The organism is Actinosynnema sp. NPDC023794 (assembly GCF_040639675.1).
Taxonomy (GTDB): Bacteria; Actinomycetota; Actinomycetes; order Mycobacteriales; family Pseudonocardiaceae; genus Actinosynnema; species Actinosynnema luteola.
The window spans coordinates 246,378-259,018 of sequence record NZ_JBFAFR010000011.1 but is presented as its reverse complement, the minus strand read 5'-3'; the positions used below and the strand labels follow the sequence as shown (position 1 = coordinate 259,018).

Annotated in this window: 11 protein-coding genes; 6 read left to right on the top strand and 5 right to left on the bottom strand. The window is 69.8% G+C overall.

Annotated elements, in window-relative coordinates; translation table 11 throughout:
• Positions 1-115: 115 nt before the first annotated feature.
• The 3 genes from AB0H12_RS23895 to AB0H12_RS23885 form a co-directional block, all read right to left on the bottom strand.
• Complete coding sequence (locus AB0H12_RS23895) at positions 116-1,702, bottom strand: cellulase family glycosylhydrolase (RefSeq protein WP_499625350.1); 1,587 nt, start codon at positions 1,700-1,702, stop codon at positions 116-118.
• A 101-nt stretch (positions 1,703-1,803) separates the two neighbouring features.
• Positions 1,804-2,421: an alpha-ketoglutarate-dependent dioxygenase AlkB gene (locus tag AB0H12_RS23890; RefSeq protein ID WP_499625349.1), complete on the bottom strand. Its 618-nt coding sequence runs from the start codon at positions 2,419-2,421 to the stop codon at positions 1,804-1,806.
• A gap of 75 nt (positions 2,422-2,496) precedes the next feature.
• The gene (locus tag AB0H12_RS23885; protein ID WP_499625347.1) at positions 2,497-2,664 is read right to left on the bottom strand and encodes a hypothetical protein; all 168 of its coding nucleotides are present in this window, start codon (positions 2,662-2,664) and stop codon (positions 2,497-2,499) included.
• Positions 2,665-2,877: 213 nt separating this feature from the next.
• Between AB0H12_RS23885 and icmF the strand changes: the two genes are divergently transcribed.
• The 3 genes from icmF to AB0H12_RS23870 all read left to right on the top strand — a co-directional run bounded on the left by icmF (position 2,878) and on the right by AB0H12_RS23870 (position 7,736).
• Positions 2,878-6,117, top strand: a complete 3,240-nt coding sequence (gene icmF, locus AB0H12_RS23880; protein ID WP_499625345.1) for a fused isobutyryl-CoA mutase/GTPase IcmF — start codon at positions 2,878-2,880, stop codon at positions 6,115-6,117.
• A gap of 178 nt (positions 6,118-6,295) precedes the next feature.
• On the top strand, positions 6,296-6,682 hold the full coding sequence (locus tag AB0H12_RS23875) for a hypothetical protein (RefSeq protein WP_499625344.1): 387 nt from the start codon (positions 6,296-6,298) through the stop codon (positions 6,680-6,682).
• Positions 6,683-6,803: 121 nt separating this feature from the next.
• Positions 6,804-7,736: a hypothetical protein gene (locus AB0H12_RS23870; protein WP_499625342.1), complete on the top strand. Its 933-nt coding sequence runs from the start codon at positions 6,804-6,806 to the stop codon at positions 7,734-7,736.
• A 10-nt stretch (positions 7,737-7,746) separates the two neighbouring features.
• Here the strand turns inward: AB0H12_RS23870 and AB0H12_RS23865 are convergent, their stop codons facing one another.
• Positions 7,747-8,781, bottom strand: a complete 1,035-nt coding sequence (locus AB0H12_RS23865) for a LacI family DNA-binding transcriptional regulator (RefSeq protein WP_499625340.1) — start codon at positions 8,779-8,781, stop codon at positions 7,747-7,749.
• Between the two features lie 272 nt (positions 8,782-9,053).
• On the opposite strand from AB0H12_RS23865, the gene AB0H12_RS23860 reads away from it, so the two are divergent.
• From AB0H12_RS23860 to AB0H12_RS23850, 3 genes are read left to right on the top strand one after another with little or no spacing between them, the layout of a single operon-like run.
• Complete coding sequence (locus tag AB0H12_RS23860) at positions 9,054-10,292, top strand: ABC transporter substrate-binding protein (RefSeq protein WP_499625338.1); 1,239 nt, start codon at positions 9,054-9,056, stop codon at positions 10,290-10,292.
• A gap of 7 nt (positions 10,293-10,299) precedes the next feature.
• Positions 10,300-11,220, top strand: a complete 921-nt coding sequence (locus AB0H12_RS23855; RefSeq protein WP_499625336.1) for a carbohydrate ABC transporter permease — start codon at positions 10,300-10,302, stop codon at positions 11,218-11,220.
• A gap of 9 nt (positions 11,221-11,229) precedes the next feature.
• Positions 11,230-12,114 (top strand): carbohydrate ABC transporter permease, encoded by an 885-nt coding sequence (locus tag AB0H12_RS23850; protein ID WP_499625335.1) that lies wholly within the window; start codon positions 11,230-11,232, stop codon positions 12,112-12,114.
• Here the strand turns inward: AB0H12_RS23850 and AB0H12_RS23845 are convergent.
• Positions 12,104-12,628 (bottom strand): transposase, encoded by a 525-nt coding sequence (locus AB0H12_RS23845; RefSeq protein ID WP_499625364.1) that lies wholly within the window; start codon positions 12,626-12,628, stop codon positions 12,104-12,106. The genes AB0H12_RS23850 and AB0H12_RS23845 overlap by 11 nt on opposite strands.
• Positions 12,629-12,641 lie beyond the last annotated feature (13 nt).

The following is a 12,641-nucleotide window of genomic DNA, read 5'->3' as shown; positions in this document are numbered from 1 at the left end:
GGCACCCGCCGCGCTGTGTTTCGTGGCTATCCCAGGCCGTGCTGGCGGCCCCATCCAGCGTCACGTGGCACAGGCCCCGCCAAGCGTCACGTGGCACAGGCCGCGGAACCCTGGGTCACGCGGTGCAAGCCGCCCCGCCCAGCGTGACGCCGCCAGGCGCGCCCGCCGTGCCGTTCGCGGTGAACCCGAGCGACACCGATGCGCCCGCGCCGAGCGAAGGCGCGTACGACGGCGCGGTCACGGTGACGGTCGTCCCGCTCTGGCTGAACGTCCCGTTCCACCCGCTGCCGATGGTCGCACCGGTCGGCAGCGTGAACACCACCTTCCACGGGTTGACCGCGCTCGTCGCGCTGTTCGTCACCGTCAACGAGCCCTGGAAGCCGCCCTGCCAGGCGTTGTCCTGCCGCCACGCCGCCTTGCACGCCCCCGAGCCGTTGCCCCCGGACGTCGTCGTGGTGGTCGTGGTCGTCGTAGTGGTCCCACCGGTCGGCGGGATCAGGTACGGCTGCAGGATCGACTGCTTGGCCTGGTTCACCGTGGTCCAGTCGTCGCCCACGATCCCGCCCGTGTCACCCGAGTTCGGGTTCCACGACCAGTACGTGAACGAGATGCCGTCGACACCCTTGCCGGTGTACGCCATCAGGTTCTCCAGCCACACCTTGTCCTTCGGGTTGGCCAGCGTGGACCCGAACTCGCCCATCATCAACGGCGCGATGTTGCGCTTGTGCAGGTAACCCCAGTACTTGTCCCAGATGGCGGGCATGTTCGCCGGGAAGTCCGGCGCGCTGAACCACTTCTGCTCGAACACCGACGTCGCGTACTCGTGCGGCGAGTAGACCAGCCGGTTCGGCACGTCCAGGCGCACCGGGAACTCGCCGGCCTTGGACAGGTTGCCGCCCCACCACCCGCAGTCCTCGTCGTTGGACGGGTCGTTGTCCCACGTGTCGGACAGCCCGCCGCTCGGGCAGCTGACGCCCTCCACGAAGACCAGCCAGTTCGGCTGGACGGACAGGATCGCGTTGCCCGCCCGCTCGGCCGCCAGCCGCCAGTCGCGCTCCACCACGCCGCAGCCCCAGCACGCGCCGGTGGCGTTGGGGTTGGTCCCCTCGGCGTGCGGCTCGTTGTGCAGGTCGGCGCCGATCACCGTGGTGTTGCCCGCGTACCGCTGCGCGAGCATCTTCCAGTCGTTGATCCAGGTGCTCTCCGGCACGGTCGCCGTGTACCAGAGCGCGGACTGCCCGGCGCTGGTCGGGCGGTGCCGGTCGAGGATGATGCGCATCCCCTTCTGGCCCGCGTACTCGATGACCTTGTCCAGGATCTGCAACGGCGACAGCCCGACCAGGTCGGGGTTGGTGAAGTCGTTGACGCCCGACGCCGTCGCGCCCGGCTTGAGCGCGTCGTTGGAGAAGGGCACGCGCAGGGTGTTGTAGCCGAGCGAGGCCATCTGGTCGAGCTGCTGCTTCCACGTGCGGTTGGACCACAGCCCGTGGAAGGTCTTGTTGTCGGTCTCCATGCCGAACCAGTTGATGCCGGTCAGCCGGACCGTCGCGCCGGTGCTGTCCACGATCTTGTTGCCCGCGGTGTGCAGGTAACCACCGGCCGGGGCCGCCGTGACCTGTCCCGCCGTCGCCATCGCGACGACTCCGCTGACGGCTACCGCAGCCGCGAGCAGAGCGCCGAAGACGGATCTCCGTTGCCGCATACCGCTCTCCTTTGAGGATGTTCGCAACGCGTTCTGGGAGCGCTCCCAGACGGAGAGTAGTTACGGCGGTCATGCTCCACAAGCAGCAGAATTCCAGGTCGTCAGCGCACACCGCGGGGGCGGAACTGGATGCTGATGCGCGGTCCGACCGCTTTGCCCGCTTTCGGCACGGCGTGCTCCCACGTGCGCTGGCACGACCCGCCCATCACGATCAGGTCGCCGTGGCCGAGCGCGTACCGGACGGTCGCGCCGCCGCCGCGCGGGCGCAACGCCAACGCGCGCGGCGTCCCGACGGACACGATCGCCACCATCGTGTCCTCGGTGGAGCCTCGCCCGATCGTGTCACCGTGCCAGGCCACGGAGTCGCGGCCATCGCGGTAGTAGCACAGGCCCGCCGTGCGGAACGGCTCGCCGAGCTCCTCGGCGTACCAGGTGCTCAACTCGTCCCGGGCCACGGTCAGCACGGGGTCGGGGAGCGGCGCGTCCTCGCCGTAGAAGCAGAGCAGGCGCGGCACGTCCACCACGCGCTCGTACATCTGCCTGCGCTCGGCCCGCCACGGCACCTCGGCGGCCAGGCGGCGGAACAGCGCGTCCGCGCCGGTCAGCCAGCCGGGCAGCACGTCGACCCACGCGCCGTCGCCCAGCTCGGTCCGCTGCACACCGGTCAGCGGGCGCAGCGCGGGCGCCTCGGCGCCGTCGTCGAACAGCGACACCTGCATGAGGTCAGCTTAACCCGAGGGTCGAACACCCGTTCGACCCCAATGAGCTCTATAGCTTCAGTGCTGACTAAAAAATCAGGCATCCGGCTCGGGCTTGCGACGACGGCCACCCGTGCGGACCTGCTTCGACGGCTCGTCGGCTGACTCGGTTTGCGGCGTGCCCGCGGCGACCGCGTCGGCGGTGCCCGGGTGGTCGGCGAGCAGGATGGCGGCCAGCTCGTCGTAGATAGGTGTGCTGCTCATGGAAGATCCTCTACCCCGTTTGGACGGAAGTTACACGCGTGCTCGGAGAGGGGTACGGCCAGGGTTGCGAAAACGATCGACGCCGGTCGGATAGGCCCGATTTGTCCGTTTCCCCGACGCCACTGGTGACCTGTCGCACAACACGCTAGTACTTCCGATAGACGGATGTCCTAGTAATCTGGTCGCAGTTCCGCGCTGCCGAAGGAGCCAGTCGTGACCGCTGCCCCGCTGCACACCCCGCTGCACCCGGTCCGCTTCGTGACCGCGGCCAGCCTGTTCGACGGGCACGACGCCGCGATCAACATCATGCGGCGGATCCTGCAGTCCCAGGGCGCCGAGGTCGTCCACCTCGGCCACAACCGGTCGGTGCGCGAGGTCGTCGCCGCGGCCGTGCAGGAAGACGTGCAGGGCATCGCCATCAGCGCCTACCAGGGCGGGCACGTCGAGTACTTCAGCTACCTGGTCGAGCTGCTGGCCGAACGCGGCGCGGGGCACATCAAGGTCTTCGGCGGCGGTGGCGGCGTGATCGTGCCGGAGGAGATCGAACTGCTGCACTCCCGCGGCGTGGCGCGGATCTTCTCCCCGGCCGACGGGCAGGAGCTCGGCCTCGCCCGCATGATCAACACGATGGTGCAGGCGTGCGACGGGTCGTTGGCCGAGCGTCCTCCGTCGTCGTGGGACGGGCTGTTCACCGGCGGTGAGGACGTGCTGGCCAGGGCGATCACGATGATCGAGGCGGGCGTGCTGCCGGCGGACGTGCGCGACCGGATGGCCCACGTCGCGGGCGAGCGCTCGGTGCCGGTGCTGGGAATCACCGGAACGGGTGGTTCGGGGAAGTCGTCGCTGACCGATGAACTGGTGCGCCGGTTCCGGCTGGACCAGCAGGACAAGCTGCGCGTGGCGGTGCTGGCGATCGACCCGACCCGGCGGAAGGGCGGCGGCGCGCTGCTCGGCGACCGGATCCGGATGAACTGCCTGGACGGCGACCGCGTGTTCTTCCGCTCGCTGGCGACCCGCCGGGCGGGCTCGGAGGTGCCGGACGGCCTGGGTGACGCGATCCTGGCGTGCCAGGCGGCCGGGTTCGACCTGGTCGTGGTGGAGACGCCGGGCATCGGCCAGGGTGACGCGGCGATCGTGCCGTTCGTCGACCTCTCGCTGTACGTGATGACGCCGGAGTTCGGCGCCGCGTCGCAGCTGGAGAAGATCGACATGCTGGACTTCGCGGACGCGGTCGCGATCAACAAGTTCGAGCGCCGCGGCGCGGAGGACGCGCGCCGTGACGTGGCCCGCCAGCTGGTGCGCAACCGGGAGGCGTTCGGCGCGTCGTGGGAGGACATGCCGGTCTTCGGCACGTCGGCGGCGACGTTCAACGACGACGGCGTGACGGCCCTGTACCAGCACCTGCGCGGCGAGCTGGCGCAACGCGGCGTGGACGTGGCCGAGGGCGTGCTGCCGGTGGTGACCGGGAAGGTGTCGACGTCGGCGGCGACCGTGGTGCCGCCCACGCGGGTGCGGTACCTGGCCGAGATCGCCGAGACGGTGCGCGGCTACCACCGCGCCACCGAGACGCACGTGGACGCGGTGCGGCGGGTCGCGCACCTGCGGGCGGCACGCGAGGAGTTGGAGGGGGCCGGGCACGACACGGCGGCGATCACCTCGCTGCTGGAGTCCGCGCGCAAGCAGGTCGACGCGGTGTCGGCGGAGCTGCTGGCGTCGTGGCCGCAGGTGGTCGAGGCCTACAGCGGTGACGAGATGGTCGTGCGGGTGCGGGACAAGGAGATCCACACCAAGCTGACGCGGGAGACCTTGTCCGGCAACAAGGTGCGGCGGGTGTCGCTGCCGCGCTACGAGGACGACGGCACGTTGCTTCGGTTCCTGCGCAAGGAGAACCTGCCCGGCCACTTCCCGTACACGGCGGGTGTGTTCCCGTTCAAGCGGGACGGTGAGGACCCGGCGCGGATGTTCGCGGGCGAGGGCGACGCGTTCCGCACGAACCGCCGGTTCAAGTACCTGTCGCAGGGTTCGGAGGCGACCCGGCTGTCGACCGCGTTCGACTCGGTGACGCTGTACGGCCGCGACCCCGACACCCCGCCGGACGTCTACGGCAAGGTCGGCACGTCCGGTGTGTCCATCGCGACGCTGGATGACATGAAAGCGCTCTACGACGGGTTCGACCTGACCTCGCCCACCACGTCGGTGTCGATGACGATCAACGGTCCGGCGCCGACGATCCTGGCGTTCTTCCTCAACACGGTGGTCGACCAGCAGGTCGACAAGTTCCGCGCCGAGCACGGCCGCGAGCCGTCCGAGGCCGAGGCGGACGAGCTGACGGCGTGGGCGCTGTCGACCGTGCGCGGCACCGTGCAGGCGGACATCCTCAAGGAGGACCAGGGGCAGAACACCTGCATCTTCTCCACCGAGTTCTCCCTGCGGATGATGGCCGACATCCAGGAGTGGTTCATCCGGCGGAAGGTGCGCAACTTCTACTCGGTGTCGATCTCGGGCTACCACATCGCCGAGGCCGGGGCGAACCCCATCAGCCAGCTGGCGTTCACGCTGGCCAACGGGTTCACCTACGTCGAGTCGTACCTGGCGCGCGGCATGGACGTCGACGACTTCGCGCCGAACCTGTCGTTCTTCTTCTCCAACGGCATGGACGCCGAGTACAGCGTGATCGGCCGGGTGGCGCGGCGGATCTGGGCGATCGCGATGCGCGAGCGGTACGGGGCGAACGAGCGGTCGCAGAAGTTCAAGTACCACGTGCAGACGTCCGGTCGGTCGCTGCACGCGCAGGAGATGGACTTCAACGACATCCGGACCACGTTGCAGGCGTTGTGCGCGCTGTACGACAACACGAACTCGTTGCACACCAACGCCTACGACGAGGCGGTCACCACGCCCACGGAGTCGTCGGTGCGCCGGGCGATGGCGATCCAGCTGATCATCAACAAGGAGTGGGGCCTCTCGGCGAACGAGAACCCGTTGCAGGGCTCGTTCGTGGTCGAGGAGCTGACCGACCTGGTCGAGGAGGCGGTGCTGGCGGAGTTCGACCGGCTCTCCGAGCGCGGCGGCGTGCTGGGCGCGATGGAGACCGGCTACCAGCGGGGCCGGATCCAGGACGAGTCGATGCGGTACGAGCAGCGCAAGCACGACGGTTCGCTGCCGTTGATCGGGGTGAACACGTTCCTGCCCGCCGACGGGAAGCGCGAGAACGTGACCATCGAGCTGGCACGGGCCACGGAGGACGAGAAGCGGTCGCAGGTCGAGCGGACGCGCGCGTTCGCCGCCGCGCACACGGCCGAGGCGGAGCCCGCGCTGCGCCGGTTGAAGGAAGCCGCCGCGTCGGGCGGGAACGTGTTCGAGGTGCTGATGGACGCCGCCCGGGTGTGCACGCTCGGCCAGATCACCGAGGCGTTCTTCGAGGTGGGCGGCCAGTACCGGCGCAACGTCTGAGCGGAGGCCCGATTAGCCCACGTGGTGTATCCACGGACGCGCCCGAAGCTCCTAGTGGGTGAAACCGCAGGGAGATGGCAGGGGCGGGTGATTACCGATGAGGTGGTCGACCGGAAGATCGTTCGCAGTGCTGGTCTGCGCGGTGGTCGTCGGTTGTTCCGACGTCCCGGAGAGGCCGGTGTCCTCGCAGCTCACCACGGTTCAGCAGACCGATGCGGCGACACCGGGCGGCACCGCGGCCGAATCGGGGGCGACGGAATCCGGCGCGGCCGAACCCGAGGCGACGGAGTCCGGCGCGGCCGAATCGGGCACGCGGTGGACACCCCCGGCACCCCGGCCCACGACCACCACGGCGGGGAAACCGGGAGTGCCCGGCAGCCCGATCCTCTACGACCCCAGCCGCCTGGCCCAGGGCCCGGAGGAGAAGAAGGGGACGATCGAGGATCAGTTGGAGGAGCAGTGCGGCCCGAGCCGGTGCCACATCGAGGTCGTCACGAAACTGCGCGGTAGCACGGGCTGCATCTCGGAGATCTCGCCCAACCGGTCGATCGGGGCGGCACCGTGACCATCTACCACGGTCCGCAGTGCCCTGGCGGCGGCAACTCCGGAGGATCGTCGACGACGACCACGACGACCACGACGACCACGACCGTCACCAAGACCTCGGCCGGCGGCAGGTGACGGTCGTGAGCACGCGCCGCGCTGTCACCGCCTCGGCATCACAGGTGGACTCCGACCTGGCCGACCCGCAGACGGGATCGTCGCGGGCGCTGCGGATCGTGGCGTCGGTGGTCGCCAACACCACCCTGCTCACGGCCCTGCTGTACTTCTTCGGCCTGGTGGCCACGCAGGTGTTCTTCGCCCACTTCCGGGTGCACTACACGCTGCTCGGCCAGACCTCGGACGAGATCCTGGCGCGTGGCGCGGACGGGCTGTTCATGCCGCTGGCGGGGATCGCGATCGCCGTCCTGTTCGTCACCTTCCTGGCCCGGTACCTGCGAACGCGGCTGTCGGCGCGGCGGTGGACGGCGTTCCTGAGGGTCTGCGCGCCGGTGGCCGCGGTGCTCGGCGCCGCCCTGCTCGCGGTGACGGTGCCGATCACCGTCGACCCGGAGCCGTACCGCGGCTACCCCGGACTGCCCGGGCTGGGTTTCGCGGTCGGCGTCGTCCTGCTGGCGTTCGCGTGGCGGCGGTGGAGCGTCACCGCGGGACGTGGTCGGCAGGGCGCGCGATTCGGCGTCGCGGAGTCGGTGGCCGCGTTCCTGCTGGTCAGCATCGGCTTGTTCTGGGCCGTCGGCGACTACTCGAGCGCGGTCGGGACGCGGCGCGGCGCGGAGACCGAGGCACGGGTGCCGGACATGCCCGCCCTGGTCGTCTACAGCGGGGAAGGCCTGAACCTGACCGGCGAGGGGGTGCGCCAGGTGACGTGCGCGCAGCCCGACGCGGCCCACAAGTACCGCTACGACGGGTTGAAGCTGCTGCTGCAGTCCGGCGGCCAGTACGTGTTCCTGCCCGCGACGTGGCGGACGTCGTCCGGCACCGCGTTCGTCGTGCCCCGCACGGACTCGCTGCGCCTGGAGTTCGGGCCACCGGGCAGCACGCCGCCGCCGACCTGCTGACCGGGGCGGCTCACCGGCTGGACGCGCGCACCACGAGCTTGGTCGGCAGGAACGCGGGCGCGGGCTTCTCGCCGCCGTGCACCATGGTCAGCACGGCCCGTGCCGCGGCCACCCCGATACCCGCCTTGTCCTGCGCCAACGTGGTCAACGGCGGGTCGACCAGGGCGGCCAGCTCGATGTCGTCGAACCCCACCACCGCCAGCTCGTCCGGCACCCGCAGCCCCGCGTGGCGCGCCGCCAGCAACGCGCCGACCGCCATCTCGTCGCTCGCGCAGAACACCGCCGTCGGCGGCTCGGGCAACGCGATCAGCGACCGCATCGCCGCCTGGCCGCTGGGCCGGTAGAAATCGCCCTCCACGACGTACTCCGGCGGCACCTCCAGCCCTTCGGCGGCCATCGCCGAGCGGAAGCCGGCCAGCCGCTCCGCCGCCGGGCGGTTGGCCCGCGGCCCGGTGATCGTGGCGATCCGGCGGTGCCCCGCGTCGACCAGGTGGCGCACCGCCATCGCCGCGCCACCGGCGTTGTCCGACGTCACGTAGGTCGCCCGCGGCCCGTCGACGTCCACGTCCACCGCCACGCACGGCAGCCCGGACTGGGCGAACGCGGCGAACGCGGAGGCGTCCGACCCGCTGTCGATGAGCACCAGCCCGCCGAGGTGGTGCCGCCGGGTCATGTTCACGTAAGCCACCGGGTCCGCCAGGGACGCGCCGACCGCCCGCAGCGCCGCCGACCCGCTCGTGGCGAGCATCAGCAGGTGGTAGCCGTGCGCGCTCAGCGCCGACTTCAAGCCGATCAGCAGCTCCTGCAGGTACGGGTGCCGCCAGCCGGGCCTGCGGTGGTCCGTGTCCCACACCAGGCCGATCAGCCCGGACCTCTTCGTGGCCAGCGCGCGGGCCGACTCGTTGGGCCGGTAGTCGAGTTCGCGGGCCACCCGCTCGACCACTTCGCGCTTTTCCTTGCTGACGGTCAGCGGCTGGTTGAAAACGCGTGAAACGGTCGCCACCGACACCCCGCACAGCTGGGCGATCTCACGGATCGTGGTCATCTGCCGCCCTTTCTTTGTAACCGGTTTCAGTCGCTCAGTCAGTGCGTCCTGACCAGGGTGGACACGCTATCACCTGCGGAAACGGCGAAGCTCGGCAACGGCCAGGTTATCGTTTCGTTACTTGACGGTGTCGCGGGTCGGGACTGTCATGTACACCACAGCGGCCGGGTGCGAACCCCGGTCGAATTCGCCGGAAACCCCCGGATCGACCCTGCGCGGGTCCGGCGTGCCCGAAAACGGCCCGTTCATTGATGGAGAAGGAGAGCCGCGTTATGAGACGAACTCCGACCCTGGTCGGCGCAGGCCTGCTGGCCGCCGCCCTGGTCGCCGCGGGCTGCGGCAGCGGCGCGAGCGACGGCAAGACCAGGATCACCATCGGGCTGTTCGGCAACTTCGGCTACCAGCAGCTCTTCGAGGAGTACGAGAAGGCGCACCCGGACGTCGACATCACCGACCGCACCGCCTCCTACTCCGACCACCACAAGAACCTCGCCGCCCACCTCGCCACGAACAACGGCGCCGCCGACGTCGAGGCCGTCGACGTCGGCTACATCAACCAGTTCAAGGCCAACCCCGGCCAGTTCGTCGAGCTGAAGTCCGACATCAAGGACCGCTGGTTGGACTGGAAGTGGGAGGGCTCGCTGTCCAAGGACGGCAAGCAGATCGGCTACGGCACCGACGTCGGCGGCCTGGCCATCTGCTACCGCCGCGACCTGTTCGAGGCCGCCGGCCTGCCGTCCGACCGCGACCAGGTCTCCGCGCTGTGGCCGACGTGGGAGCAGTTCATGGCCACCGGCAAGCAGTTCGCCGCCAAGGCCCCGGCCGGCGCGAAGTTCTTCGACGGCGGCCCCACCGTGCTCAACGCGATCGTCGGCCAGGCGCCGACCGGCTACTACGACAAGAACGACAAGATCGTCGTGGGCGAGAACGCCGACATCAAGAAGGGCTGGAACCTCGTCGCGCAGGGCGTCGCCGACGGCCTGTCCGCCGGGCTGCTGTACAGCACCCCGCAGTGGAACACCGGCTTCAAGCAGGGCCAGTTCGCCACCCTCGCCTGCCCGGCCTGGATGATGGCCAAGATCAAGGACCAGGCCCCGGAGACCGCGGGCAAGTGGGACCTCGCGGCCGTGCCCGGCGGTGGCGGCAACTGGGGCGGCTCGTACCTGACCGTGCCCAAGCAGGGCAAGAACGTCGACAAGGCCGTCGAGCTGGTCACCTGGCTCACCGCGCCCGAGCAGCAGGCCAAGGTCTTCGCCAGCGCCGGCCTGCTCCCGTCCGCGCCGAAGCTCTACAGCGAGCAGTCGGTGGCCCAGAAGACCGACCCGTTCTTCAACAACGCGCCCTCCGGCAAGGTCTTCACCGACGCCGCCCGCGCGTTGAAGCCGCAGTACCAGGGCCCCAAGGCCGGCGACGTCCAGACCGAGATCGGCAACGCCATGCAGCGCGTCGAGCAGGGCAAGCAGAGCCCGGACGAGTCGTGGGACCAGTTCGTCGCCGACGTGACGAGGTAGCGGACTGATGAAGACGGACTGGCGCGAACGCCGCCACCGGTGGGACATCCGCTACGCGCCGTACGCCTACATCGCGCCGTACTTCCTGCTGTTCGCGGTGTTCGGCCTGTTCCCCCTGCTCTACACCGCCTGGGTGTCGATGCAGGACCGCAACCTGCTCGACGGCGACGCGGCCACGTTCGTCGGCGTGGACAACTACGTCGAGCTGCTCACCGCGGACCCGTACTTCTGGAACGCGATGGGCAACACGCTGAGCCTGTGGCTGCTCACCACCGTCCCGCAGATCCTGTTCGCGCTCGGCATCGCGCAACTGCTCAACCGGCGGCTGCGCGGCCGGACGTTCTTCCGGATGGGGGTGCTGCTGCCGAACATCACCTCGGTGGCGGCGGTGACGATCATCTTCGCGCAGCTGTTCGGCCGTGACTTCGGTCTGATCAACTGGGTGCTGGAGCTGTTCGAGGCGGGCCGGATCGACTGGCAGGCGGGCACCGGCAGCTCCCACACCGCCATCGCCGCGATGGTGGTGTGGCGCTGGACCGGCTACCACGCGCTGATCTTCCTGGCGTCCATGCAGGCCATCCCGACCAGCGTGTACGAGGCGGCCCGGCTGGACGGCGCGACCGCGTGGCAGCAGTTCTGGCGCATCACCGTGCCCATGCTGCGACCGCAGATCATCTTCTCCACCGTGATCGCCACCGCGGGCAACATGCGGCTGCTGGCCGAGCCGCTGCTGTTCAACCCCGGTGCGGCTGCCGCGACCGGCGGCTCGGACCGGCAGTTCCAGACCGCCGCGCTCTACCTCTACGAGCAGGGCTTCACGAAGTTCGACTTCGGCTACGCGTCGGCCATCGCCTGGCTCCTGCTCATCGCGACGGTCCTCATCACCGGGTTGAGCTACCTGGCCGCGCGCCGCATCCGGACGGACTGAGAGGACACCATGACAACCGTGCTCGAACCGCTGGCGCCCGGCGCGCCCCCGCCCGCGCCGTCCCGGCGACGCCGGTCGTTGCGGATGCCCGGACCGTGGACGTACGCGGCGCTGATCGCGGTGCTCGCCGGGTCGGCGTTCCCCGTGTACTGGTCGCTCGTGGTGTCCTCGCAGACGTCGGACAAGGTGAGCAGCGTGCCGCCCGTGCTCGTGCCGGGCGGCCACCTGTTCGCCAACATCTCGCGGGTGTTCGACCAGTCGGACTTCGCGCTGGCGATGATGAACTCGCTGATCGTGTCGGGGACCATCACCGTGTCGGTGGTGTTCTTCTCCACCCTGGCGGGCTTCGCCTTCGCCAAGCTGAAGTTCCGGGGCCGGTCGGCGCTCATGCTGCTCGTGGTCGCCACCCAGGCGGTGCCCACCGAACTCGGCGTCATCCCGCTCTACATGATGATGAGCGACTTCGGCTGGGCCGGCGAGATCCACGCGGTCATCGTGCCCGGCCTGGTCACGGCGTTCGGCGTGTTCTTCATGCGCCAGTACTTCGAACGCGCCGTGCCCGACGAGCTGCTGGAGGCGGGCCGCATGGACGGGTGCAGCTCGCTGCGCCTGTACTGGAACGTGGTCCTGCCCGCCGCCCGCCCGGCCGCCGCCGTCCTCGGCCTGTTCACGTTCATGCAGGCGTGGAACGACTTCTTCTGGCCGCTGGTCGTGCTGACGCCGGAGAACCCCACCGTGCAGACCGCGCTGAACACCCTGGCCAGCGGCTACACCACCGACTACACGCTCGTGCTCACCGCGGCGACCATCGGCACCGTGCCGGTGCTCGCGGTGTTCCTCCTGTTCGGCCGGCAGATCGTCGGCGGGATCATGGCGGGCGCGCTCAAAGGGTGACCGCGCTGACCGTTCGAGCGCTCCTCGCTTGACGGTCCACCCCGGCCGTCAGACCGGGATTCCACCAGGCTCGCGCCACCATTTCTTTCTTCCACCCACGAGGGGAGGGTTGCGTCGGATGTCCCGCCGACTGGCGTCGAGTCGGTGCCACTCCGGCTCCGCAGGCTGCGGTCCAGCGGTCGATCACGATCAGCTCGCGCCCGTGCCACCGGGACTCGTACTCGAGCATCGACCGCAGCTGCGCCCAGTGCGCGTTGCCTCTGGCGCGTGCCAAAGATCGGTTCTTCATCATGCTCCGCACGTGGAGATCCCCGGTCACGACCGCGTGGTTCTCACGGACGAGTCGAGTGGACAGCTCGTGCAGGAAGTCCCGGTGCCGGTCCGCGATCCTGGCGTGGACCCGAGCGGTCCTGGCCCTGGCACGGTTGTTCGATCCCCCTGCTTGCGGGAGGCTCCTCTGGGCACGCGCCAGCCGGGCGTGGTCACACCGAGCGCGTGTACTCCGCCGACGCACGACGCCGTTGCTC